The organism is Tomitella biformata AHU 1821 (genome assembly GCF_000524475.1).
GTDB classification, from domain to species: domain Bacteria; phylum Actinomycetota; class Actinomycetes; order Mycobacteriales; family Mycobacteriaceae; genus Tomitella; species Tomitella biformata.
On the sequence record NZ_BAVQ01000083.1, the window covers coordinates 60,112 to 84,445 of the forward strand.

The 24,334-nt window shown below is 69.1% G+C and carries 24 protein-coding genes; 17 read left to right on the forward strand and 7 right to left on the reverse strand.

Translation table 11 applies throughout. The features are described 5' to 3' along the window. The first annotated feature begins 37 nt into the window (after positions 1-37). Positions 38-370 (forward strand): hypothetical protein, encoded by a 333-nt coding sequence (locus TBIF_RS20495; RefSeq protein WP_024796611.1) that lies wholly within the window; start codon positions 38-40, stop codon positions 368-370. On the opposite strand, the gene TBIF_RS24105 is transcribed toward TBIF_RS20495, so the two are convergent. Further along, the gene (locus TBIF_RS24105; protein ID WP_024796612.1) at positions 367-1,677 is read right to left on the reverse strand and encodes an outer membrane protein assembly factor BamB family protein; all 1,311 of its coding nucleotides are present in this window, start codon (positions 1,675-1,677) and stop codon (positions 367-369) included. The two genes, TBIF_RS20495 and TBIF_RS24105, sit on opposite strands and share 4 nt — an antisense overlap. Before the next feature lie 113 nt (positions 1,678-1,790). On the opposite strand from TBIF_RS24105, the gene TBIF_RS20505 reads away from it, so the two are divergent. After that, a complete protein-coding gene (locus TBIF_RS20505; RefSeq protein ID WP_024796613.1) occupies positions 1,791-2,531 on the forward strand; it encodes an acyltransferase in 741 nt (246 codons plus the stop codon). Between the two features lie 5 nt (positions 2,532-2,536). On the opposite strand, the gene TBIF_RS20510 is transcribed toward TBIF_RS20505, so the two are convergent. Then, positions 2,537-3,250: a Crp/Fnr family transcriptional regulator gene (locus tag TBIF_RS20510; RefSeq protein WP_038172176.1), complete on the reverse strand. Its 714-nt coding sequence runs from the start codon at positions 3,248-3,250 to the stop codon at positions 2,537-2,539. A gap of 160 nt (positions 3,251-3,410) precedes the next feature. On the opposite strand from TBIF_RS20510, the gene TBIF_RS20515 reads away from it, so the two are divergent. Genes TBIF_RS20515 through TBIF_RS20530 form a run of 4 tightly spaced genes read left to right on the forward strand, consistent with a single transcriptional unit; the run spans position 3,411 to position 6,691 of the window. Further along, positions 3,411-3,743: a cupin domain-containing protein gene (locus TBIF_RS20515; protein WP_024796615.1), complete on the forward strand. Its 333-nt coding sequence runs from the start codon at positions 3,411-3,413 to the stop codon at positions 3,741-3,743. Beyond that, on the forward strand, positions 3,743-4,861 hold the full coding sequence (locus tag TBIF_RS20520; RefSeq protein ID WP_024796616.1) for an ABC transporter substrate-binding protein: 1,119 nt from the start codon (positions 3,743-3,745) through the stop codon (positions 4,859-4,861). Before TBIF_RS20515 ends, TBIF_RS20520 begins: the two co-directional genes overlap by 1 nt. Continuing rightward, positions 4,854-5,879: a FecCD family ABC transporter permease gene (locus TBIF_RS20525; RefSeq protein WP_024796617.1), complete on the forward strand. Its 1,026-nt coding sequence runs from the start codon at positions 4,854-4,856 to the stop codon at positions 5,877-5,879. Before TBIF_RS20520 ends, TBIF_RS20525 begins: the two co-directional genes overlap by 8 nt. Then, complete coding sequence (locus tag TBIF_RS20530) at positions 5,876-6,691, forward strand: ABC transporter ATP-binding protein (protein ID WP_024796618.1); 816 nt, start codon at positions 5,876-5,878, stop codon at positions 6,689-6,691. Before TBIF_RS20525 ends, TBIF_RS20530 begins: the two co-directional genes overlap by 4 nt. Here the strand turns inward: TBIF_RS20530 and TBIF_RS20535 are convergent. The 3 genes from TBIF_RS20535 to TBIF_RS20545 are packed head-to-tail and all read right to left on the reverse strand — an operon-like array spanning position 6,663 to position 10,248. After that, positions 6,663-7,922 (reverse strand): glycosyltransferase family 4 protein, encoded by a 1,260-nt coding sequence (locus TBIF_RS20535; RefSeq protein WP_024796619.1) that lies wholly within the window; start codon positions 7,920-7,922, stop codon positions 6,663-6,665. The genes TBIF_RS20530 and TBIF_RS20535 overlap by 29 nt on opposite strands. After that, a complete protein-coding gene (locus TBIF_RS20540) occupies positions 7,919-9,448 on the reverse strand; it encodes a 1,4-alpha-glucan branching protein domain-containing protein (protein WP_038172246.1) in 1,530 nt (509 codons plus the stop codon). The genes TBIF_RS20535 and TBIF_RS20540 overlap by 4 nt, the downstream gene beginning before the upstream one ends. A gap of 29 nt (positions 9,449-9,477) precedes the next feature. Continuing rightward, entirely contained in the window at positions 9,478-10,248 is a 771-nt protein-coding gene (locus TBIF_RS20545) for a class I SAM-dependent methyltransferase (RefSeq protein ID WP_051461684.1), read from the reverse strand. Positions 10,249-10,519: 271 nt separating this feature from the next. Between TBIF_RS20545 and TBIF_RS20550 the strand changes: the two genes are divergently transcribed. Together TBIF_RS20550 and TBIF_RS20555 are read left to right on the forward strand one after the other, a co-directional pair. Beyond that, entirely contained in the window at positions 10,520-11,305 is a 786-nt protein-coding gene (locus TBIF_RS20550) for an electron transfer flavoprotein subunit beta/FixA family protein (protein WP_024796622.1), read from the forward strand. Positions 11,306-11,348: 43 nt separating this feature from the next. Beyond that, positions 11,349-12,308, forward strand: a complete 960-nt coding sequence (locus TBIF_RS20555; RefSeq protein WP_024796623.1) for an electron transfer flavoprotein subunit alpha/FixB family protein — start codon at positions 11,349-11,351, stop codon at positions 12,306-12,308. Positions 12,309-12,585: 277 nt separating this feature from the next. Here TBIF_RS20555 and TBIF_RS20560 read toward each other — a convergent pair whose 3' ends face one another. Beyond that, positions 12,586-13,521 carry a hypothetical protein gene (locus tag TBIF_RS20560; RefSeq protein ID WP_024796624.1) on the reverse strand — a complete coding sequence of 312 codons (936 nt, stop codon included), beginning with the start codon at positions 13,519-13,521 and terminating at the stop codon, positions 12,586-12,588. 290 nt (positions 13,522-13,811) lie between these two features. On the opposite strand from TBIF_RS20560, the gene TBIF_RS20565 reads away from it, so the two are divergent. The 7 genes from TBIF_RS20565 (at position 13,812) to TBIF_RS20595 (ending at position 21,475) form a co-directional block, all read left to right on the forward strand. Continuing rightward, entirely contained in the window at positions 13,812-14,636 is an 825-nt protein-coding gene (locus TBIF_RS20565) for a GNAT family N-acetyltransferase (RefSeq protein ID WP_024796625.1), read from the forward strand. A 62-nt stretch (positions 14,637-14,698) separates the two neighbouring features. Further along, positions 14,699-15,424, forward strand: coding sequence for a lysophospholipid acyltransferase family protein (locus tag TBIF_RS24110; protein WP_235174908.1), 726 nt, complete (start codon positions 14,699-14,701; stop codon positions 15,422-15,424). Between the two features lie 55 nt (positions 15,425-15,479). After that, positions 15,480-16,706, forward strand: coding sequence for a cysteine desulfurase family protein (locus TBIF_RS20575; RefSeq protein ID WP_024796626.1), 1,227 nt, complete (start codon positions 15,480-15,482; stop codon positions 16,704-16,706). Next, positions 16,703-17,782: a tRNA 2-thiouridine(34) synthase MnmA gene (mnmA, locus tag TBIF_RS20580; protein ID WP_024796627.1), complete on the forward strand. Its 1,080-nt coding sequence runs from the start codon at positions 16,703-16,705 to the stop codon at positions 17,780-17,782. The genes TBIF_RS20575 and mnmA overlap by 4 nt, the downstream gene beginning before the upstream one ends. A gap of 2 nt (positions 17,783-17,784) precedes the next feature. Next, positions 17,785-18,843: a methionine synthase gene (locus TBIF_RS20585; protein ID WP_024796628.1), complete on the forward strand. Its 1,059-nt coding sequence runs from the start codon at positions 17,785-17,787 to the stop codon at positions 18,841-18,843. A 35-nt stretch (positions 18,844-18,878) separates the two neighbouring features. Beyond that, on the forward strand, positions 18,879-20,999 hold the full coding sequence (gene ligA / locus TBIF_RS20590) for an NAD-dependent DNA ligase LigA (protein WP_024796629.1): 2,121 nt from the start codon (positions 18,879-18,881) through the stop codon (positions 20,997-20,999). After that, complete coding sequence (locus TBIF_RS20595) at positions 20,996-21,475, forward strand: GNAT family N-acetyltransferase (protein ID WP_024796630.1); 480 nt, start codon at positions 20,996-20,998, stop codon at positions 21,473-21,475. Before ligA ends, TBIF_RS20595 begins: the two co-directional genes overlap by 4 nt. Before the next feature lie 103 nt (positions 21,476-21,578). Here TBIF_RS20595 and TBIF_RS20600 read toward each other — a convergent pair whose 3' ends face one another. Further along, on the reverse strand, positions 21,579-22,229 hold the full coding sequence (locus TBIF_RS20600) for an ACT domain-containing protein (RefSeq protein WP_024796631.1): 651 nt from the start codon (positions 22,227-22,229) through the stop codon (positions 21,579-21,581). A 241-nt stretch (positions 22,230-22,470) separates the two neighbouring features. On the opposite strand from TBIF_RS20600, the gene gatC reads away from it, so the two are divergent. Together gatC and gatA are read left to right on the forward strand one after the other, a co-directional pair. Further along, positions 22,471-22,770, forward strand: a complete 300-nt coding sequence (gene gatC / locus TBIF_RS20605; protein WP_024796632.1) for an Asp-tRNA(Asn)/Glu-tRNA(Gln) amidotransferase subunit GatC — start codon at positions 22,471-22,473, stop codon at positions 22,768-22,770. After that, the gene (gene gatA / locus TBIF_RS20610; RefSeq protein ID WP_024796633.1) at positions 22,767-24,251 is read left to right on the forward strand and encodes an Asp-tRNA(Asn)/Glu-tRNA(Gln) amidotransferase subunit GatA; all 1,485 of its coding nucleotides are present in this window, start codon (positions 22,767-22,769) and stop codon (positions 24,249-24,251) included. Before gatC ends, gatA begins: the two co-directional genes overlap by 4 nt. The last annotated feature ends 83 nt before the right edge of the window (positions 24,252-24,334 follow it).

Sequence of the window (24,334 nt, forward strand, 5' to 3'; positions counted from 1 at the left end):
AGGGGTTCTCGCCGCCCGTCGTAATAGGCTGCTCAGTATGGAATTCACTCTGAGCAAGTCCTTCACGGCCGTGGCGAAGAAGCGGAAGAAGATCGAGGACCGGATCGACGATTGCGTCGAGCACATGCCGGAGGCTTGGGCGGAGGACCTGGCCGAGCGTTTCAAGGAGGACCCCAGCAACCCCTGGCCGGTGGAGTGGGTTTTTCACACTGTCACGCCGATCAGCCATCAGGTTTTGCCTATCACGGAGAATGGGCGAACCGAGTATCTGATCACGGCCGTCGTCCAGGCGACCTTCGCGCTCGTCTTCGAGGACGACGACGTGGATGAGGACAGCGACGAGGCTGACGACGTGGTGGTCGAGCCTTAATCGAAGACGTACATGCCGCCGTCGGCGGTCAGCGTCGCGAGCTGCTCGCCGGGGGCGATCAGGGTGACAGCGCTGGCGCTGGCGTCGCCGGGCAACTCCGCGCGGGAGACCGTCTGGCCGTCGGAGAGGTCGATCGCCATGACGGTCAGTGGATGCGCCCCGTCGCGGATGGCCACGTAGCCGCGGCTATTCGCGGCGATGGACGTCGGGCCCACCACCGGCAGGTCCGCGCGTCGCCACTTGACGGCGGCCCCGTCGCCATTGTCCTGCAGTGCAATCAGCGGGCCGGTCGTGGCGGGGGCGGGGATGATCAGGCCGTCGGCGGAGACGGAGAGCGTGCGGGCGGCCGTGAAGTCGAGGGGATGGCTCCAACGGGCGGCGCCGTCGGCGGTGTCTAGGGCCCAGATCGTATTGTGCGCGTCGAGCACGTAGACGGTATTGCCGTCGGCCGAGAGCGCGGGGGCAGATTGCACGCTTGAGCCGTCAATATCGGTGCGCCACAGCTCTTTCACGCTGGCTTGGCCGAACTCGTCCTCGGTGGGGTCGTACTTCATCGCCACCAGCGACGTGGTCGCGGAGCCCGGCATGCGCAGCGTCAGGTAGAACTCGCCGGTGGCCAGGTTCAGCGCCGGCGCATTCGCCACCGCACAGTCCGGGCCGGCGGTTGCGCACTGGTCGAGGCCGATGGCGGGATCGGGCATGGGGACGGTGGGGACGAGGTTGACCGACTCGGCGTGCTTGCGGCCGTTGGGGGAGTGCAGGGCGTTGACCTGGCCCATGTGGGTGACCACGAGGATGTTGCCGTCGGCGAACATCGCGATGGGCTGGGGCATCCCGATAACCGGTGTGGTCCAACGGGTTAGGCCGCCGTCATTGAAGGACATGGCCGCGCCGATATTGCCGGCGTACACGCTGCCGAAACGGTCCTGGAGCGGCGAGGTCAGGCCCGGCCCGGGGTTCTGCCCCGTGCACCACTGCTTGCGGCCAGAGTCCAGGTTGAACGTGAACAGTTGGCAGCCGGCGGTGGTGCCGGCGAGGACGGTGAACTGCCCATCGGGGCCGACGGCGCCCGTGCCGATCAGCGGGCCGCCGAGCGGGCGCTCCCACCGCAGGTCCAGCGTCGAGGGGCCGTCCACGTCGACGGCGTTCGCACCCCTGGCGTCCCCGTGCGCGGCCGACCAGCCCGACGCGTACCCCGGAGTGGGGTCCGGGACGCCCGCGCAGCCGCTGACCGTGACCGCCGCCACGGACAGCAGCGCGGCACCGACCAGCAGGCGCCTCGGGGAGAGGCCGGGGACAAACCGCATCGATGTGCTCCTAGTGAACCGTGGACATTCGCCAGTCGAGACTATCTGGTCTGGTGTGCAACACCCGACACCGCAAGACACGGCCTGGCCGCGCCGCGTTAATGTGGAGCACTATGACGAGTATGTGGGGCGCGCCGCTGCGCGCGCGATGGCGCGGGGCCCAGCTGGACGACGATGCGCAGGCGAAGTTCCTGACGGTGGACTCGCTGAAGTGGGTGCTGCGCAATAAGGCGTACACCCCTTGGTACCTGGTTCGTTACTACCGCCTGGCGAAGTTCCGGCTGGCGAACCCGCACGTGATCTTGAAGGGGATGCTCTTCCTCGGCAAGAACGTGGAGATCCACTCGACGCCCGGGCTCTCGCGCCTGGAGATCGGCAAGTGGGTCCACATCGGCGACGGCAATGCCATCCGCTGCCACGAGGGCTCGCTGCGCATCGGCGACAAGTGCGTGTTCGGCAAGGACAACGTCGTCAACTGCTACGTCGACATCGAGCTCGGCGCGTCGACGCTGGTGGCCGACTGGTGCTATATCTGCGACTTCGACCACGTCACCGACAACATCCACGTGCCGATCAAGGATCAGGGCATCGTCAAGGGCCCCGTCCGCATCGGCCCGGACACCTGGCTGGCCGCGAAGGTCACCGTGCTGCGTGACACCAAGGTCGGCCGCGGGTGCGTCCTGGGCGCGCACGCCGTCGTCAAGGGCGATATCCCGGACTACAGCATCGCCGTCGGCGCGCCGGCCCGAGTGGTGCGCAACCGGCAGATCGACTGGGACTCGAAGGCTGAGAAGCGCGCCGAGATCGAGGCCGCGCTGGCGGACATCGAGCGCAAGAAGGCTGCCACGAGCTAGCTGGGCTAGGGCGTGGACCAGTGGTCCGCTAGTCCTGGCATAACGGTGAAGGTGCTGCGGTGGAAGTCGATCAGGCCCTGCCCCTTCATCCGCATGAGCTCGCGGGAGAGCGCCGCACGGTCGACGCCGAGGTAGTCGGCCAGCTCCGCGCGGGAGAAGACCACGGTGAAGTCCGCCGACCCATGGGCGCGCTGCTGCTCGGCGAGGAACAGCACGACTCTATCGCGCAGGGACTTTCGGGACACGATCCGCAACTTCGCCTGCAGCATGCGGTTCTTCGCCGACATCACCCGGAACAGATTCTCGACGACCCTGCTCCGCAGGTGGCACAGCGGGCCCGTCGAGTGCACTATCTTTTCCATGCCCAGCAGCAGGGCCTCGCCGGGCCGCGCGCCGGTGACGGAGTGCTCGGTGTGCTGGAGATCGTGGGTGAGCATGTCCTCGGCGAACACCTCACCGGCCGTCATCGCGCTGACGAGGTGGCGGGTGCCGTTGGCGTCGTGGGTGCTGGCGAAAACTGAGCCGTCGAGCACCAGTCCGACCACGCTCGTCCGCGAGTTGCCCGCGACCAGTGTCTCGCCGCTGCCGAAGCGCACCCTCTGCGCGCCCAGGCAGTCGGTCACCTGGACGATCTCGCTTTCTTCGAATCCCGCGAACAGAGCGCTGCCCGCGACCTGGCGAACCCAGGTATCCGTCCTTCGCTCCACCGCTAGGCCCACTGTGTCCCACCTCTCATTCGGGGGTTGCCATGGCAACCGACAACGGGCACTGGCATGTGCAAATCTCTATTGGTCAGGTTAGGTAAGGCTAACAGCCGAGCCTTGCGGGGCGTTTGCCAGCCGCGGCGAACAGCCCATCACCCGTAGAGAGAAGGCAACCATGCCCGACGCGTCCTCAATCCTCATCGCCAATGGCCTACCCGCGCTGGCCGAGCAGAACCCCATCCTCGAGGGGAAGGTCTCCCCGCACTTCACCTACGACGGCACTGGTTTCCGCATCCGTCACCTCGCCTTCGACGCCGGAGCGGTCCTCGCGGAGCATAAGGCGCCGCTGCCCATCATCGTGCAGGTGGTGGAGGGATCGGTGGAATTCACCGTGGACGGCCAGACGCACACCATGGGCACCGGCGCCATCCTGTATGTCGCGGCCGAGAACCCGCACGCGGTGGCCGCGCTCGAGCGGGCCCGCCTGATCGTCACGTTGGTCGGCTGATGGCCAAGTCAGGCCAGCTCCGCGTCCTGGCCCTCGCCGGCGCGCTGGCCGTGGCGCTCGCCGGCTGCTCCGCTAACACCACCGACACCGCCGCCCGCACAGAGGGCCCGGGGACCATCACCATCGTCGACCACACAGGCAACGAGGTCACCATCCCCGCCGACATCCAGCGGGTGGCCATCGACGAGATCCCGCTGGCGTCAACGTATGTCGCCTACAACGAGGGCTCAGCGCCGCACCTGGTCGGCATGTCTGACTCGGTGGTGCGCTCTCTCGAGAACACCGTCGTGGCGGATATCGCGCCGGAGGTCCTGGAGGTGGATACGAGCTATTACAAGAACGGCGATCTCAACGTCGAGTCATTGCTCACGCTCGATCCCGATGTGGTCTTCTACAACGCGAACAACACCGAGCACGCCGCAATGTTCGCCGCCGCGGGTATCCCCGCCGTCGGGTTCTCCACGAATGGCGATCCCATCGTGGTGTATCAGGACTGGCTGCGCCTGTTGGAGGACGTCTTCCAGGAGCCCGACAAGATGGACGCGGTGATCGACCGGGGTACCGCGATGGTCGCCGAGACCCGGGCTCGAGCTGCCGGATTGGACGCCGGAGACAAGCAGAGCGTGCTGATCATCTACAACTACTCCGCGGGCGTCCTCCGAGTTGCGGGCGAGACGCCGTTTTTCGGCTATTACTGGTTGGAGACCGTGGGCGCCGACAACGCCGCCGTCGGCGCGCAGGGCGGGCTCGCTGCCGTCACCGCCGAGCAGGTGTTGGCGTGGGATCCCGACGTGGTCCTGATCGGCGGCTCCGGACCGGCTGGCATCACCTCCGAGCAACTGCTCTCGAACAGCGTCGACGGCCTCGATCTCTCGGCGCTGCGCGCGGTGCGGGAGGGCAAGGTCTACTCCAACGATCTCGGTATGTGGAGCTGGTTCACGCCGAACCCCGACGCGCCCCTGATCGCCAACTGGCTGGGCCAGGTCATCTACCCGGCCGCGTTCGGCGACGTCGACCTTGTCGAGCAGACTCAGGACTACTACCAGCAGGCATATGGCTTCGAGCTGGGCGAAGAGCAGGCGCTCGCGATGTACCAGGGCTTCTTCTCGAATGAATGACCTCGCCGTCAGCAATGGGCGCCTCCGCTGGTGGGTGCCCCTTGCGCTTGTCCTGGTCTTGGCGGCGACAGCCGCGGTCGGCCTCGCGGTGGGGCGCTACCCGCTATCGCTTGGCGAGGTCGGCTCCGCGCTGAGTTCCAGACTCGGCGGGGCGGTCGTGAGTCCCGCGCTGGACTCGGTGGTGTTCGGTCTGCGGCTACCGCGCATCGCGCTCGCCGTCATCGTCGGGGCGGGACTCGCGTGCGCGGGGGCGGCGTTCCAGAGCATCTTCGCGAACCCGCTAGCCACTCCCGATACCCTTGGAGTCACTGCGGGGGCCTCCGTGGGCGCGGTCCTCGCGCTGGTGCTGAGCCTGCCGATGCTCGGCGTCCAGCTGGTCGCGCTGGTGTTCGGTCTGCTCGCGGTGGGGTTGACGATGGCGATCGCGCGGACCAACGGCCGCAGCAACATCGTCATGCTGATCCTGTCCGGCGTCGTCGTCGCGGCCATTGCCACAGCCCTGCTGTCAATCCTCAAGTACACGGCGGACCCGAACGACAAGCTGCCGCAGATCACCTACTGGCTGATGGGTTCGCTCGCGGGCGCGAACGGCCAGGCCCTGCTCATCGGCGGCCCGATCATCGGGGTGGGCGTGGCGGTCATCGCCGCGCTGCGCTGGCGCCTGAACATCCTCGCGCTCAGCGAGGACGAGGCCCGGGCGTCGGGCATGAATATCCGCCGGGCGCGGGCGGTGATCATCGTGGCAGCCACACTGATCACCGCGTCGGCCGTCTCGATGTGCGGCCAGGTCGGGTGGGTGGGGCTGCTGATCCCGCACTGTGCACGCATGCTCTGCGGCAACAACAACCGCCTCGTTGTGCCCGTAAGCATCTTCTTGGGTGCGATCTTCCTGGTGGTGATCGACACCCTCTCCCGCACGATCTCGGCATCCGAGATCCCGATCTCCGTGCTCACCGCGGTGGTTGGCGCGCCATTTTTCGTGGTGCTCTTGCGCCAGACGGGAGGCAAGTGGGCATGACGCTCACAGTCGCGGACGGCACCTTCGGGTACCGCCGACAGCACCCGATCTTGAAAGATATCTCGTTCGCCATCGAGCCCGGCGAGATCCTCGCCATCCTCGGCCCCAATGGCGTTGGCAAGACCACACTGCTCCGCTGCATGATCGGCCTGGAGAAGTGGAACAGCGGGACCAGCGCACTAGACGGGGTGGACATCGCCACAATGCGGCCGACGCAATTGTGGCGGCGGATCGCCTACGTGCCGCAGTCGCGCAACGCGGCCTCGGTGTCGCTGACTGGCCTCGACATGGTGACGATCGGGCGGAGCGCGCATCTGCCCACACTGGCACAACCCGGCGCGCGGGAGGCGAGGATGGCGGCGGAAGTGATGGCAGAGATCGGCATCGAGCACCTGCGGGACGTGCCGTGCGGGCAAATGAGCGGCGGCCAATTCCAGATGGTGCTCATCGCGCGGGCTCTGATCGCCGAGCCGTCGCTGCTGGTGCTCGACGAGCCGGAGACGGGCCTGGACTTCAAGAACCAGCTGATCGTCCTCGACCTGCTGGACAGGCTCGCCCACACCCGCGAGATCTCTGTGGTGATGAACACGCACTACCCGACGCACGCGCTCCGGATCGCCGACCGGTCGCTCCTGCTCAGCGGCGATGGCGAGCCCTGCGTCGGGCCCACCGAGGACGTGATCACGGACGAGAACATGCGGCGGGTGTTCGGCGTCGTGGTGCATCTGGCTCGGGTGGAGGTCGACGGCGAGATCCATCAGAGCGTGCTGCCCCTGCGCGTGGCTACCGGTCCGGCAGCGGCCGCGCGATGATCACCGGGCGCGCGAGGGGCACGGGCTCGTGGCGCTCGGCGCGGGCGTAGACCCGTGCCGTTTGCTCCGCGACGTGCGTCCACGTGAACTCCGCGGTCAGCCGCACATACGCCTGCTCGGCGAGCTCCTGCGCGCGGGCAGAGTCCTCGAGCGAGCGGCAGGCGGCCTTCGCCAGGCCCTCGGCGTCGCCGGGCTCGAAGGAGAACCCGGTGATGCCGTCCACCACGGCCTCGCCAAGCCCGCCCGCGGTGGACGCGACGACGGGGGCGCCGGCCGCCGCGGCCTCCAGGGCCACGATGCCGAACGGCTCATAGCGGCTGGGCAGCACGATGGCGTCGGCGGCGTGCAGGCGTTCGAGCAGCTCAACGTGGTCGAGGCGGCCGAGGAAGATCACGGCATTGGTCACGTCGTGCTCGGCGGCCTGCTCGATCAACCACTGGTGCTGGGTGCCCTCGCCCGCGATCGTCAGCGTGGTGCCAGGGAACTCCGCGCGGATGGCGGGCAGCGCGGCGATCGCGTCCTGCACGCCCTTCTCGTACTCGAGCCGCCCCACATACAGCAGCTGCGGGGGGCCGTCGTGCTTGGTCCGCGGCCGGAACGTCCACGTGGCGAGGTCGATGCCATTGCGGATGATGGAGATCGGCGGCAGATCGGGGCCGAAGAGGGTGCTGACCTCGCCATCCATCGACTGCGAGCACGCGATCAGCCCGTCGGAGGAGTTTGCCAGCCACCACTCCACGGAGTGCACCTGGCGGTTCATGTTGCTCGAGACCCAGCCGCCGTGCCGCCCGGCCTCCGTGGCGTGGATGGTGCTCACGAGCGGTGCCTTGAAGTGCTCGGCGAGGGCGATCGCGGGGTGCGCGACGAGCCAGTCGTGCGCGTGGATCACCTCGGGGGCCCACGGTGCGCCGTCGAAGGGCCCGTCGAGCTCGCCGGCGCCCAGTGCGAGGCCCGCGCGGATCATCGCGTGGCCCATGGCGAGGGTCCACGCCATCATGTCCTCGCCGAAGACGAAGTGCGGCGGGTCCTCGGCGACGGCGATCACGCGCACGCCCTCTGCGAGGTGGTCGACGGTGGGGTGGCTGCGCCCGTCCGTGCCCGACGGCCGCCGCGAGAGCACAACGACGTCGTGGCCCTGCTCCGCGAGGTGCACGGCGAGGTGGTGCACGTGCCGGCCCAGGCCGCCGACGATCACCGGCGGGTACTCCCACGAGATCATCAGGATCTTCACGAGGACTCCTTGCTAAGCCGTCGTGCGTCCAGGCCCGGGAACAGCCCGTCCGCGCGGTGCCACGCGGCCGCCAGCTGCTGCGCGCGCGCCGTGTTGCCGCCGCGGTGTGCGGCGATGATCTCCCGCATCGCGTGGGCGTGCTTGTGCGCGCGGTCGCGGGCGTAGCCGGCGGCGGTGTCCTTGCTGACCATGAACGCCCAGTCGCTGGCGATGGCCAGCAGAGCCTCCCTCAGCACCTGGTCGGCGACGAGATCCCTTCCGCCAGCAGCTAATTCGTCGTCAACGAAGGCGAGCGCCTCCGCAACGACCTCCGCGTTGAGCTGCACCAGGTCCTGGACCTGATCGCCGGCCCACACCCGCCAGTCCTTGCCCGAGCCCCAGGAGGACTCGGGCAGGTCGATGGGCTCGCCGACGTAGCCCTCGCGTCGGGCCCGGTCCAGGGTGCCCACGTTGATCCCGGCGGCGGGCAGCGCGCGCAGCACCTGCTCGAGAAACTGCGGGCCCTCGTGCCACCAGTGCCCGAACAGTTCGGTGTCGAACGCGGCGACCACGAGGGCGTCGCGCCCGATGCGCTCGGACTCCTCGCGCAGGCGGGCCCGGACGGCCTCGACGAAGTCCGCGACGTGTTTGTCGACCGCGACAGCCGCGAGCGCCGGGTCGTACGGTTTCTTCTGCTCGGACGAGGTGGTCTTGCTGGTCACACGCGCCGGCTTGAGGCCGGTGTCGTGGTCGTAGGTGTGGAAGTCGCGGTAGGCGCCGTCGCCCGGGTAGCCGGACTTGGGGGACCAGACGCGGTAGCTGACGGTGAGGTCGCGGCCGAAGGCGACGACGCCCGAGTCGCCGACCGGCCGGCCCAGCGAGGTGTCCCCGCGCAGCGACGGGCCGTCGACCATGAAGTGGCTGACGCTGGCGTCGGCATAGCCGGACTCCATGCCGGGGGTGAACGCGCACTCAGGCGCCCAAAGCCCTTGGGGCCGTGCACCCCAACGAGTCTTGGCGTCCTCGAGCCCCTCGTCGAGGGAGAAGGCGCGCAGGCGGGGGTCGAGCAGCGGCTGGAACGGGTGCATCAGCGGGCCGCCGAGCAGTTCGATGACGCCGGACTCGACGAGCGGGCGGATCACAGGGGAGCCGCCGTGGCGCCAGTGCGTCTCGAATTCCTCAAGCGCCGCAGCGGAATAGCGGTGCTCGCGGTGCCCGAGCTCGCGCAGGGCCGCGGTGCTGGAAGCGGTGCCGGCGGCCCCCGCCCCATTGGTCATCAGCGCGGCCTCGTGCGAGCGCAGCTGCCAATTGCCGAGCCAGTGGTGCATGGCCTCGAGGCAGTGCGGGTCGTCGAGCTGCGCCGCCAACACGGGCGTGATGCCGAGGGTGAGCAGCCCTGTGCGGCCCTCGTCGGCGAGCGTGCGGAGCGCGGCGAACACCGGGAGATACGTTGCGGCCCAAGACTGGTAGAGCCACTCCTCGCCGACGGGCCAGCGCCCGTGGTTGGCCAGCCACGGCAGATGGCTGTGGATGACGAGGGCGAACATGCCCGGCTCGGTCACCTCATATTGGTCGGTCACGGCTTCACCGCGATGGCGACCAGGTCCAGGCTCGCATCGATATCCGCCCCGATGAGGTCGAAGTCGGCGGTGGAGATCGCGGCGACGTCGGCGGTGAGCTCGGCGGGCCAGGGCTCGCCGGCCAGGGCACGTTCGATCTGCGCGTCGATGATGGAGCCGCCGTGTTTCGCGTCGAGCTCCTTCAGCCGGGGCCCGTGGTGCACGCCGGTCATCGACTCGACCACGAACTGGGAGTCGGTGAGCAGCTCCGTCATCTCCGCGGCGGAGAGCTCGCGGGTGTGGAACGGGTTCAGCGGGGTGTCGCGGCCGGGGGAGAACGTGATGCGGTTCGGGGTGGAGATCAGCAGCTTTCCGCCAGGCTTGAGAATGCGGAAGCACTCGTCGAGGAACTGCTTCTGGTCCCAGAGGTGCTCGATCACCTGGAAGTTCACCACCGCGTCAACACTGCTGCTGGCGAGCGGCAGCGTCGCGAGGTTCCCGCGAAGCACCGAGACCGACGGGTAGCGGCGGGCAACGTGGGCGGCGGCGGAGGCGTCATAGTCCACGCCGATCACATGGGTGGCCGTGCGGGAGATCAGGTCCGCGCCGTAGCCCTCGCCGAACCCGGCGTCGACGACGACCTTCCCGTCGCAGTGCCCAAGAAGGTCCAGGTACACCACCTCGTGGCGGCGGAACCAGTAGTTCTCCTCGGGGATGCCCGGGACGGTGCGCTCGCCGGTGAGGGGGAGCGGGGTGGCGGCGTCTGTTGAGTCGGTCACCTGTTGCACGCTAGTGGGTCGAGCGTCTGCAAGTTGCCCCAGGTGCACGCCAACGGGTGATTTCGCAGGTCGATCGCGGGTTATTGTGGCGGTCGACACCTGCCGTGGGGTGGCGTAAATGTTACTGACGAGTAACATGTGGGGAGGGGTTGGCTAGCGGCAGACGGTATACATGCGCTAGAACTAGCAAGGAAAGTGCCACCCCCAAGTCATAAGCACAGGCGTTCCGCGATGCGGCGCGAGGGTGACCGCAGACACCACAGGAGGTCGGAGTAGACCCATGCCAAACATTGTCGTACTGATCAAGCAGGTTCCGGACACATGGTCCGAGCGTAAGTTGACCGACGGTGACTTCACCCTCGATCGCGAGGCCGCGGATGCGGTGCTCGATGAGATCAACGAGCGTGCGGTCGAAGAGGCCCTCCAGATCAAGGAGGCGCAGGGCGGCGAGGTCACCGTGCTCACCGCCGGCCCCGATCGCGCGACGGACGCAATCCGCAAGGCGCTGTCGATGGGCGCCGACAAGGCCGTCCACCTCAACGACCCTGCGCTGCACGGGTCCGACGCGATCCAGACCTCGTACGCGCTCGCCGCGGCGATCGGTCAGATCGAGGGCGTTGAGCTCATCATCGCCGGCAACGAGGCCACGGACGGTCGCTCCGGCGCGGTCCCGGCCATCATCGCCGAGTACCTGGGCATCCCCATGCTCACCCACATGCGCGAGCTCAAAGTCGAGGGCGAGTCGATCTCCGGCGTGCGCGAGACCGACGAGGGCACGTTCGATTTGGTTGCGCCGCTGCCCGCGATCGTGAGCGTCACCGAGAAGATCAACGAGCCGCGCTTCCCCTCCTTCAAGGGCATTATGGCCGCGAAGAAGAAGGAAGTTCAGACGCTCACCCTGGCTGATATCGGCGTCGAGGCCGAGACGGTCGGTGTCGCGAACGCGATGACCACGGTCACCGCGTCTGTCGCGAAGCCGCCGCGCACCGCAGGCGAGAAGATCGCGGACGAGGGCAACGGTGGCGATGACATCGCCAAGTACCTCGTCAGCCAGAAGATCATCTGATCGCCCCTCGAGACCACTAGACCAGAACTGGAGATTTGAAGACATGGCAGAGGTACTTGTGCTCGTTGAGCACGCAGAGGGCGCCCTGAAGAAGGTCAGCATTGAGCTGATCACCGCCGCCCGCACACTGGGCGAGCCGTCCGCCGTGGTGACCGGCCCCGCCGGCACCGCCGACGCGCTGCAGGACGCGCTGGCCGCGGCCGGCGCCGCCAAGGTTTACGCCGCAGAGTCGGCCGCCATCGACGGTGTCCTTGTGACCCCGAAGGTCGATGTCCTCGCTGAGCTCAGCGAGTCCGCCGCCCCCGCCGCGATCCTGATCCCGGCCAGCGTCGAGGGCAAGGAGATCGCCGGCCGCCTGGCCGCGCGTATCGGCTCCGGCTTGCTCGGCGACGTTATCGAGGTCAAGGCCGACGGCTCCGCGGTGCACTCGATCTTCGGTGGCGCGTTCACCGTCGATGCGAAGGCCAACGGCGACGTCCCCGTCATCACCGTCCGCCCGGGCGCCGTCGAGGCGCTCCCGGAGGCCGGCGCGGCAGAGCGGGTGGCCGTCGAGGTCCCCGAGCCCGCCGAGAACGCCTGCACCATCACGGCGCGCCACCCGATCGTCGGCGGCAACCGCCCCGACCTGACCGAGGCCACCATCGTGGTCTCCGGTGGCCGCGGCGTCGCGTCCGAAGAGGGCTTCACGACGGTTATCGAGCCTCTCGCCGACGCGCTCGGCGCAGCGGTGGGCGCTTCGCGTGCCGCCGTGGACTCCGGCTACTACGGTGGCCAGTTCCAGGTGGGCCAGACCGGTAAGACGGTCTCCCCGCAGCTGTACATCGCCCTGGGCATCTCCGGCGCGATCCAGCACCGCGCGGGCATGCAGACGTCGAAGACCATCGTCGCCATCAACAAGGACGAAGAGGCCCCGATCTTCGAGATCGCGGACTACGGCATCGTCGGCGACCTGTTCAACGTCGCCCCGCAGCTGACCGAAGCGGTCAAGAAGCACCGCGGCTAGATCCTTAGCGCCTATCCGGCCCCGTTCCCGTTGTGGAGCGGGGCCGGATTTGTCTCTCTGCGACTGACATGTGGCGGTAATCCCTGTGCCCGCATGCCTTCCCGTCGCTGCGCCCTGAATTCCGCAGCCCTTCGTGTGTGCCGCATGTGTTGTAACGCATGCGGCACACACGAAGGGCTGCGACTTTGCGGACGGTTGGCGCTGGGGTCGACGGTTGGCCTCGCGGCGGGCGACATGGCCGGGGCCTGCTGCGCTGACGGGGTGGAGCCAGCCGGATCTAGCGCGATGTGGCCGCACGGTCGATGGCGCGGGCGAACCGGTCGGCGATGGCCTGTGGATGCGCGAGATCGCCCCAGGTCCAACGAACCACCTGCCAGCCGAGGTCTCGGAGCCGGTCCTCACGCCGCTTCTCCTCGAACACCGCGTCGCCGGCGGTCTGCCCTGGACGCAGGTATCGGCCGTACTTGACTTTGCCGTCGAACTCTCCAAGCACCTGGTGTCCAGGTAGTGCGAAATCGCTACGACCCACGAGGTTGCCGCGCCCGTCGCGTACCTCGAATTGCAGGTCGAAGACGGGTAGGCCGAGCTGGCTGAGTATCACTCTGCTGCGGGATTCGCCGGGGCTCTCGCTGCGCCCGTCGAGGAAGGTGACGGTGCTCAGACCCCGTGAGACGCCTTGCCGCCCACGAAGGTGCAGAAGGCTGCTGGTGACTTCTGGAGGGGTCAGGCCGAGTCGGTGGCACGCATGGTCCCCGGCGACGACTGCTTGTTCGAAGGGCAGCGTCCGGGCTAGGTCGGCGATGGTCCTGGCCAGCGACACCGCCTGGATGTTGCCGATGCGCACGGTCTCGCCGGGCGGGATGGGCGCGACATGCAGGTGGGAGCGATTGGTGCGCCGGCCAGCGGAGACATCGCTCCTTGTGACATGGACACGGTTTAGCGGAGTCTGCCAGACGGTGACCCCGTGCAGCACCGCCGCGGATTGGTGGCTGACGACGGCGTCCCGGGCAAGGCGAGGCACCGTCGCCTCGACGAGCAGTCGGTGCCGGGAATGCGCTGTTAATCGCTCCTCGAGTTCGGGGGACAAATAGTGGCCGCGACGGAGCCTGGTCCAGCCATCGCGGGATTGCATCCTCCGCAGGTCGCCGTCCGTGTAGCCGTGTGCCAGCGCCTGGACGCGTGGCAGGGGGCGTTCATGCTCATTGGTTGCCATGGATCGATGATGGCCGCAGAGGCCGACGGAATTGGGTCCGAAACAGTTGCCCTGTGGACAGTTCTTCCGGCTATGCACAGTGCGCATTGAGGGGATTGACCAGCTCGCAGTCCTACTGGTAGAACGCAGCCTCTGCAGGGGCTGCGTATCGCGAGAAGGCCTGCGGATGGGAGGGCGCGAGGAGGGCGTGAGGGGCAGCGAAGGAGGGCCCGGCGGATGTTCACCGAAACTGCACGCATTGGCCACCGCAGCGTCTTTGTCGCGCCTTGTGCGGTTGATAGACCTTGCGTATGACAACTTCGCAGGTCATCGAATGTCATCAACCCATCCTTCACATCGAGCGCCCGCAGCCGCGCTACTCCCTGCTGGTCTCCGCAGACCGCGTCCACCGCGAGGCGGCCCAGCGACTCCGCTACCAGGTCTTCGCCAGCGAGCCGGGCTTCACGATCCCGCATTCTGCGGACGCGCTGGACGCGGACCACTATGACGAGTTCTGCGATCACATCCTGGTGCGGGAGAACGCCACCGACGAGATCGTCGGCTGCTACCGGATGCTCCCGCCCGACGCCGCCGTCGCCGCTGGCGGCTACTACACCGCCACCGAGTTCGATCTCAGCGCGCTGGACCCGGCACATAACCGGATCGTCGAGATGGGGCGGGCGGTCGTCGCCCCCGCCCACCGCAGCGGCACGGTGCTGTCAATGATGTGGTCTGGCATCCTTGCCTACCTGGAGCTTGCCGGCCATAGCCAGGTGATGGGGGCCGTGTCGGTGCCGATCGCTGGGCCCCTGGGCCAAGAGCCGGCTGCGAATGTCCGGGCGGTGCGGGACTTCGCACTGGCCAAGCATGCGAACCCAGCCGGCCAGCGCGTCGTGCCCCGCAACCCGGTGGTGATCGATGGTCGTGCGCTCGACGACATCAGCGCCTCGCCGCGGCCGCAAATACCTCCACTGCTGCGCGGATACCTGCGGATGGGCGCGACAATCTGCGGCGAGCCTGCTCACGACCCGGACTTCGGGGTGGCGGACTTCTTCGCGCTCCAGAGCCTGGCCGGGGCGAACCGCCGCTATCTGGACCGGCTGCGCTCGGCCGCATCGAAGGTGGAGGCGGCATGAGCTGGGTCCCGACAAGCCCGTGCGACGCAGGGTGTCTGCCCCCGCAGGCCCCGACGGTCGGTATGGGCGCAACGACGGCGAGGGCCGCGGTGATCGGCCTTGCGGTGCTGACAGCGCCGATTCTGGCGACCCGTTCTCTGACGATGCGGCAGCGCTATGCGCGCACGGTCCTGCGCTGTCTGGGGGTGCGGGCCCAGGTGCAAGACGAGCGTCTTCAGCGGGAGCCGGGCGGGGTGCTGATGGTGGCCGGGCACGTGTCGTGGATCGACGTGCTGGTGCTCTCGGCCGTCGCGCCGTCGAGCTTCGTCGCCCGCGCGGACATGCTGGACTGGGGGCTGCTCGGGAGGCTGGCCCGGCGGATGCGGATCATCCCCATCGACCGGGCGAATCTGCGGGCACTCCCGGACACCGTCGGCGTGGTGCGGGACCGGCTCGCGGCAGGTCAGATTGTCGCCGCCTTCCCGGAGGCCACCACCTGGTGCGGGCGGGCCTACGGCAGGTTGCGGCCGGCGATGTTCCAGGCGGCGGTCGACGCGCAGTGCCCGGCGCAGCCCGTCGGGATCCGGTATGAGGACGAGCGCGGCGAGCTGTGCACGGGCCCCTGCTTCGTGGGCGCGGAGACGATGGGCGCGTCGATCCTTCGGTCGCTGCGCCAACGCGGGATAGTCGCCAGGGTGCGGCTGGCCCCGCTGGAGGAGCCTGGGCTTTGCCGGCGCGACCTCGCCCGGCGGTGTGAGGAGGCGGTGCGGGAGACCCGTCAGGTGACTAGCCTCGCAGCCGTCGCCTGAGTCGAACCCGGCCCACGGTGGCGCTTGGCGGTACCACGGCTATCCTGGCTGGACCATGATTTCGCCCCAATCCAACCCGGCCTATCTAGATCACGCCGCGACCACCCCGATGCGCCGTAGCGCGATCGACGCGATGACCGAGGTGTTCACCACCGTCGGCAACGCGTCGTCCCTGCATGGCTCCGGCCGCGCGGCGCGCCGCCGGGTCGAGGAGTCGCGCGAGGCGATCGCGGCGCTGCTCGGCGCGCGGCCCTCGGAGGTCATCTTCACCGGTGGCGGCACCGAGTCCGACAACCTTGCGGTCAAGGGCATCTTCTGGGCCCGGCGCGACGCGGACCCGGCGCACACCCGGATCATCGCGGGGGCGACAGAGCACCACGCTGTGCTCGACGCCGTCGAATGGCTGGTGGCACACGAGGGCGCGGAGGTCAGCTGGCTGCCCGTGGACTCGACGGGGCGGGTGCGGCCGGAGGTGCTGCGCGCGGAACTCGAGCGCCACCGCGGCCATGTCGCGCTGGTCACCGTGATGTGGGCCAACAACGAGATCGGCACGGTCATGCCCATCCTCGATATCGCCGCTATCGCCGCCGAATTTGACGTGCCGCTGCACACCGACGCGATTCAGGCCGTCGGGCAGGTGCCGGTGGATTTCACCATCCCGGGGCTGTCCGCACTGAGCCTGACCGCGCACAAGTTCGGCGGACCGCATGGCGTGGGCGCGCTGCTGCTGCGCCGCGATGTCGTGTGCGTGCCGCTGCTGCACGGCGGCGGGCATGAGCGGGACGTGCGCTCCGGCACCGCCGATGTGGCCGCGCTGGTGGGGATGGCTGTCTCTCTGGCGGAGGCTGTCGCCGAGGAGCCCACGCGGGGACGGGAATTGGCGACGCTGCGGGACCGTCTGATCGACGGGGTCCAGGAGCTTGCGCCCGACGCGATCTTGAACGGCGGCGGCGACCGACTGCCCGGCAACGCGCACTTCACATTCCCGGGCTGTGAGGGCGACTCGCTGCTGATGCTGCTCGATGCGGCTGGCGTCGAATGCTCCACGGGATCGGCGTGCACCGCCGGGGTGCCGCAGGCCAGCCACGTGCTGATCGCCATGGGCGTGGACCCATCGGTGGCGCGCGGCGCGCTGCGCTTCTCACTGGGACACACCTCCACCACGGAAGAGGTGGACCGGCTCTTGGCGGCGCTGCCACAGGTGCTGGCGCGCTCACGGGCGGCGGGCATGGCGGGCGGCGGACGATTGAATCAGGAACTTGCGAAGGGAATGTCACGATGAGGGTGTTGGCGGCGATGAGTGGCGGCGTCGACTCCGCGGTGGCGGCGGCGCGCGCGGTTGAGGCCGGGCACGACGTCGTGGGCGTGCACCTCGCGCTGTCCACGGCGCCGGGCACCCTGCGCACCGGCTCGCGCGGCTGCTGCTCCAAGGAGGACGCGGGCGACGCGCAGCGGGCGGCGGACATGCTCGGCATCCCGTTTTACGTCTGGGACTTCGCGGAGCGGTTCAAGGAGGACGTGATCGACGATTTCGTCGAGTCCTACGCCGCCGGCGAGACCCCCAACCCGTGCCTGCGCTGCAACGAGAAGATCAAGTTCACCGCGCTCGCGGACCGGGCGATGGCGCTGGGCTTCGACGCGATCGCCACCGGGCACTACGCCAGGCTTGAGGACGGCGTGCTGCGCCGGGCCGTCGATCCGGACAAGGACCAGTCCTACGTCCTGGGCGTGCTCACAGCCGAGCAGCTCTCGCGGGCGATGTTCCCCATCGGCGACACTCCCAAGCCCGCTATCCGCGAGGAGGCCGCCGCTCGGGGCCTGGCCGTCGCGAACAAGCCCGACAGCCACGACATCTGCTTCATCCCCACCGGCGACACAAAGGCGTTCCTCGGCGCGAAGATCGGCATCCGGCCGGGCGCCGTCGTGGACTCGAGCTCCGGCGCGGTCCTCGCCGAGCACGACGGCGTCCACGGCTTTACGATCGGCCAGCGCAAGGGCCTCGGCATCGAGGGCCCCGCGGCGGACGGTCAGCCGCGCTACGTCACTGGCATCGAGTCCGCCACGGGCACAGTGACGGTGGGGCCCATCGAGGATCTGCAGATCCGCTCGATCACCGCCCGTGACCCGAAATGGTGCTCCATCGCGGAGCCGACGGAGCCGTTTGATTGCATCGTGCAGGTCCGCGCCCACGGCGGGCTCTCACCGGCCCGCGCCGAGCTGCGAGATGGCGAACTGCACCTGGAACTATCCGAGCCGCTGACCGGTGTCGCGCGCGGGCAGGCCGCGGTGCTCTACCGGCCCGACGCCGAAGCCGGCGACGTGGTGCTCGGCAGCGGCACTATCTCCGGAGCGCAATAACCTTGGCAGACAAAAGTTTTCCCGGCGGCACGGCCACCGGCATCGGCTCCTGGCCGGGCGAGGACGCGCACGAGGCGGCCGCGATCGTGGCAGGCGAGTTCGAGGTCCTCTCGCACCTGGTGGAGCTGCCCGGGCGAGGCCTCGGGGCGGACCTGATCGGCCGCACCGCCGCGCTCTTGGTGGACCTGCCCATCGACATCTCCACCACCGGCTACAAGCTGTCGGACCGACCCAGCAGCGTGGGCCGGCGCGCGCAGGCGCACCTGACCCGCGACCTCGACATCATGGAGGAGGTCTGGGACAAGAAGGGCCTCCTCGGCTCTGAGCGGACAGTCAAGGCGCAGCTGGCGGGTCCCGTGACGCTGGCCGCGGAGCTTGAGCTGCGCAACGGCCGTCGCGTCCTCACCGATCGCGGCGCGGTCCGCGACCTCACGGACTCCCTGGCGGAGGGCGTGCGCGGACATCTCGCGGACCTGCGCCGCCGCCTCGGCGTGGACGTGGTGCTCCAGCTCGACGAGCCGCAGCTGCCCGCCGCGCTGGCCGGCGCGATCCCGGGCCCCAGCCGCTTCGACCCCGTCCGTGAGATCCCCGGCCCTGAGGCGCTAGAGCTCATCCAGATCATTACGGATGCCGCCGCGGTGCCCGTCGGTGTGCACTGCTGCGGTGACAAGATGCCGCTGGAGCTGTTGCGGCGCAGTGAAATTCAGGCCCTGTTCCTCGACGTGACGACCGTGCGGCAGCGTGACTTCGACCACCTCGGCGAGTGGCTGCAGTCCGGCCGCGCGCTGGCCCTGGGGCTGGTGCCGTCGACCGCGCCGCTCGAGCTCGACGAGAAGACCGGCGATTGGGTCCCGGCGCGCGAGCCCGACTGGCGCGAGCTGGCCGACCCCGCGCTGCGGCTCGTCGACCATCTGGGCTTTCCCCGCGAGATCCTGGCCGCCCAGATTATGGTGACGCCCGCGTGCGGCCTGGCCGGGGCAGACCCGCAGTGGGCGCGTCGGGCAGTGGCCCTGGCGACTCGGATCGCCGCAGAGTTCGCGGGGGACCCGGACGCGCTGTGAACCAAGGGTGCCGCGGGATCGGATAATCTTGCCGGGTGAGTGATTCCGGTCAGACCCCCGCAGACGTCCGTGAGCGCTGGCAGCTGTTGGCGGAGGAGGTGCGTGGGCACCAGTTCCGCTACTACACGAAGGCCGCGCCCACGATCTCCGACGGCGAGTTCGACGCGCTGCTGCAAAGTCTGGAGACCCTCGAGGACCAGTACCCCGAGTTGCGGACGCCGGACTCGCCCACCCAGCTGGTCGGCGGCGGCTTCGTCACGGAGTTCGCGCCCGTGGAGCACCTTGAGCGGATGCTCAGCCTCGACAACGTCTTCTCGACGGAGGACCTCGCCGGCTGGGTCGGCAAGATCGAGTCCCAGGTGGGCAAGTCTCTGCACTTTCTCTGCGAGGTCAAGATCGACGGCGTCGCCATCGACCTTGTCTACCGGAATGGCAGGCTCGCGTCGGCTGGCACCCGCGGCGATGGCCGGGTGGGGGAGGACGTCACCCTCAATGCGCGCACCATCACCGATATCCCGGACCAGCTCACCCCAGCCGACGGCTTCCCGATCCCCGCGGTCCTCGAGGTGCGCGGCGAGATCTTCTTCCGGCTCACCGACTTCGAGGACCTCAACGCCTCTCTGGTCGCCGAGGGCAAGGACCCGTTTGCGAACCCCCGCAACTCCGCCGCCGGCTCCCTGCGCCAGAAGGATCCGCGCGTCACGGCGAGCCGCAAGCTCGGCATGATCTGCCACGGATTTGGCCACAGTGTCGGCTTCACCCCCGACTCGCAATTCCACGCCTATGAGGCGCTCGCGGCGTGGGGGCTGCCGGTCTCGACGCACACGGCCCGCGTGCATGGCGCCGAGAAGGTTCTCGAGCGCGCCGCGTACTGGGGCGAGCACCGGCACGATGTGGAGCACGAGATCGACGGCTTCGTCGTGAAGGTCGACGAGATGGCTCTGCACGACGAGCTGGGCGTCACCTCCCGCGCCCCCCGCTGGGCCATCGCCCTGAAGTACCCGCCGGAGGAGGTCAACACCCGGCTGGTCGACGTGCGCGTGGGCGTGGGCCGCACCGGCCGCGTCACTCCGTTCGCGCAGATGGCCCCCGTGCTGGTCGCGGGCTCGACGGTGGAGATGGCCACCCTGCACAACGCGTCCGAGGTCGAGCGCAAAGGCGTGCGGATCGGGGACATGGTGGTGCTGCGCAAGGCCGGCGACGTCATCCCCGAGGTGCTGGCCCCGGTGGCCGACGCCCGCACCGGCGACGAGCGGCCCTTCATCATGTCCACCCACTGCCCTGAATGCGGCTTCGTCCTGGCCCCGGGCAAGGAGGGCGATATCGACATCCGCTGCCCCAACCAGCGGCACTGCCCGGCCCAACTGCGCGAGCGGCTCTTCCACCTGGCAGGCCGCGGCGGCTTCGACATCGAGGCGCTCGGCATGGAGGCGGGCGCGGCGCTGCTACAGGCTGGGGCGATCCAGGACGAGGGCGACCTGTTCGCGCTCACCGAGGACGACCTCAAGCCCGTCGAGCTGTTCCGCACCAACAAGGGAGCTTTAAGCCAGAACGGCAAGAAGCTGATCGAGAACCTCGAGCGCGCGAAGTCGCAGCCGCTGTGGCGGGTGCTGGTCTCGCTGTCGATCCGCCATGTCGGCCCCACCGCGGCCCGGGGCCTGGCCACCGAGTTCGGCAGCCTCGAGGCGATCCGCACGGCGGACCTCGAGCGGCTCGCGGCGACCGAGGGCGTCGGCGGAATTATCGCCCAAGCCGTCACGGAGTGGTTCGAGGTGGACTGGCACCGCGAGATAGTCGACAAGTGGGACCGGGCCGGCGTGCGCATGGAGGACGAGCGCGACGAGAGCGTCGAGCGGAACCTCGAGGGCCTCTCGATCGTCGTCACCGGCGCGGTCGAGGGCTTCACGCGCGACGAGGCGAAGGAGGCCATCGTCTCCCGTGGCGGGCGCTCCGCGTCCTCGGTGTCGAAGAAGACGGCGTTCGTCGTCGTCGGCGACGCCCCGGGATCCAAGGCCGACAAGGCCGCAGAGCTGGGCCTGAAAATCCTTGACGCAGACGGTTTCCGACTGCTGTTGGCCGCGGGTCCGGGGGCGTTCGCCGCCGCGGAGGACATTGCCACGAAGGACCCCGCGACGGAAGAGCCCGCTGCCGAATGATCGAGATTCGCCTTGCCCGGCCAGCGGAGATTGCTGTGGTCGGGGAGCAGACCGTCGCCGCTTACGCGGAGTTCGTGCCCGCCGCCGATCCGTACCGATCCCGGCTGGCCGACGCCGCCGACCGGGCGGATGTCGCCGAGCTGTGGGTCGCATTGCAGGACGGGGTGCCGGTCGGCTCGGTCACCGTCAGCGAGGCGGGCGGGCCATACGCCGACGTGGCCCGCGAGGGTGAACTCGAGTTCCGGATGCTCGGCGTCGCCCCCGCCGGCCGGGGCCTCGGGGTGGGCGCCGCGCTGGTGCGGCATGTGCTGGACCTGGGCCGCGCACGGGGCCGGCAACGGGTGGTGATGTCGACGCAGCCCAACATGGTCTCCGCCCGGCGGATCTACGACGCGTGTGGCTTCGAGCTGGCCCCGGAGCGGGCGTGGTCGCCGATCGCCGGCGTCGACCTGCAGGTGCTGGTCCGCGAGCTCTGAGCCCGGCCGCCGCTCCCGTCTCGCTGACGCATCGTGACCTCGCCCCCGTTGCAACGTCAGCGAGGTCACGATGGATCAGCGAGGCCGCGAGATAGGGCAGGACCTACTTCAGCACCGTCGCCAAGATCCCGCTGACGTAGCCGAGGCGGGCGATCTCCGCCGGGCGGAACTGGGGATCGCCGTTGCGGCCGAGCAGCAGGATGCGGCCGCTATCGCCGAGGGGCGCGGCCGCCAGCTGGATATCGCTCTGCCGCCAGGACTCAGGCAGCCACTCGGCCTCTGAGTCGAGGGCCACGGGCCTGGAGCAGTGGACGCCGAGGGGCTCGCTCGGCCAGGTCTCTGGGGTGCCGGAACTGGCGGCGAGGTGCGCGGCCGTCCCGTCTGCCCCGTCGATCACCACCGCCCAGTGCACCTGCAGCGCGCGGGGCAGGCCGTTGGCGAGCACCTGTAGGCGGTCGTGGCGGGCGACGGCGACCGCATCGATCAGCGCCAACTCCAGGTGGGTGTCCAGGGATCCGGTGAAGGGGCGCACGGCGTCGACATACGTGTCGTCGAGCGCCTCTGCCGCGGTGATGAGGGTGTCCGGCAGCGCGCCGTTGGGCATCTCCACGACAATGTCGTCAACGGCGTAGCCGCCGCCGCGCTCGACCACATCGAGGGAGAGTATGTCCGCGCCCACCTCGGCGAGCGCCAGCGCCAACATGCCGAGGCTGCCGGGTCGATCGGGCAGGATCACACGAAGCAGGTAGGACACGAAGCCTCCTAGTAGTTGTTTGCCACGCCCGAGGGCTCTGCGCCCCGTCGAGACCATTGTGTCACCGGGGCGCCACACGTGTCGGCGTGCCGATGGCGGGCATCCTGGCTAACGGTGATCGTGCGGGAGCCTTTAGGGTTGAGGGCGATGCCGCGCGCTGATTGGGCCGCGGCGGCTGACTTAAGCAGTAAACAAGGCAGTACCACCCAGGCCGCGTCACGCGGCCGGAAAGGGGCACTCGGTGCCTGACATCTCCAGGGACGAGGTCGCTCACCTCGCTCGACTCTCGCATCTCGATGTGACGGAGGCGGAGCTCGATGAGTTCGCCGCGCAGCTGGACACGATCCTCGGCTTCGTCAAGACCGTCTCCGAGGTGAACACCGACGACGTGCCCGCCATGGCGAATCTCACTGGCGTGGTGAATGTGGTGCGCCCCGACGTCGTCGTCCCCGGGCTGACCCCCGCGCAGGCCCTCGCCGGCGCGCCTGCCACCGAAGACACCCGTTTCGTCGCCCCGCAGATCCTGGGAGAAGAGCAGTGACCGACCTGACCCGCCTTGGCGCAGCCGAGCTGGCCGAGAAGATCCACGCCCGTGAGGTGTCCTCCGTAGAGGTCACCCAGGCGCACCTGGACCGCATCGGCGCCGTGGACGGGACTGTCAACGCGTTCCTGCACGTCGCACATGAGAGCGCGCTGTCCGCCGCGCAGGCCGTGGACGACGCCCTCGGGGCCGGCGACGCGCCCGCCTCGGCGCTGGCCGGAGTCCCGTTGGGGCTCAAGGACATTCTCGTCACGACGGACATGCCGACGACGGCCGCCTCGAAGATCCTCGAGGGCTGGGTGGCGCCGTACGACGCGACGCTGGTGACGAAGCTGCGTGCCGCCGGCATCCCGATCCTGGGCAAGACCAACATGGACGAGTTCGCGATGGGCTCCTCGACGGAGAACTCCGCCTACGGTCCGACACGCAACCCGTGGGACACCGACCGGATCCCCGGCGGCTCCGGCGGCGGCTCGGCGGCCGCCCTCGCGGCGTTCGAGGCCCCGCTGAGCATCGGCACCGACACCGGCGGCTCAATCCGCCAGCCCGCGGCCTGCACATCGACTGTCGGCGTCAAGCCCACCTACGGCACCATTTCGCGGTACGGCATCATCGCCGCGGCGTCCTCTCTGGACCAGGCCGGGCCCTGCGCCCGCTCGGTGCTCGACACGGCGCTGCTGCACGAGGTCATCGCCGGCTACGACCCCCGTGACTCGACGTCCATCGACACCCCGGTCCGCCCGATGGTGGCGGCCGCCCGCGCGGGCGCGACGGGCGACCTCAAGGGCGTACGCGTCGGCATCGTCAAGGAGCTCTACTCCGACAGCTACAACTCCGGCGTGCGCGGCTCCTTCGACGCCGCAGTGGCGCAGTTGACGGCGCTCGGCGCGGAGGTCGTGGAGGTCTCCTGCCCCAGCTTCGAGCACGCCGTCGCCGCGTACTACCTGGTGATGCCCAGCGAGGTGTCCTCGAACCTGGCCCGCTTCGACTCGATGCGCTACGGGCTGCGCGTCAAGGACGACGGCAACCACAGCGCGCAGCAGGTCATGATGGCCTCCCGCGCCGCCGGTTTTGGCGACGAGGTCAAGCGCCGCATCATGATTGGCACCTATGCGCTTTCGGCAGGCTACTACGACGAGTACTACGGGCAGGCGCTGAAGGTGCGCGCGCTGATTGCGCAGGACTTCGCGAAGGCCTACGAGCAGGCGGACGTCCTCGTCTCGCCGACGAGCCCCGTCACGCCGTGGAAGCTCGGCGAGAAGCTCGACGACCCGCTCGCGATGTACCTCTCGGACATGTGCACGCTGCCGACCAACCTCGCCGGCCACTGCGCGATTTCCGTCCCCTCGGGCCTGTCCGCGGAGGACGGCTTGCCCGTCGGCCTGCAGATCATGGCCCCGGCCCTGGCCGACGAGCGACTCTACCGGGTTGGCGCGGCGTACGAGGCCGCCCGCGGAGAGCTGCCGACGGCTGCTCTCTAGAACGCGATCAACGGCGGGCCGGGGCTTTCACAGCCCCGGCCCGCCGTTGTCTATCTAGCCTGTGTCCTTGACTGTTATCTGAT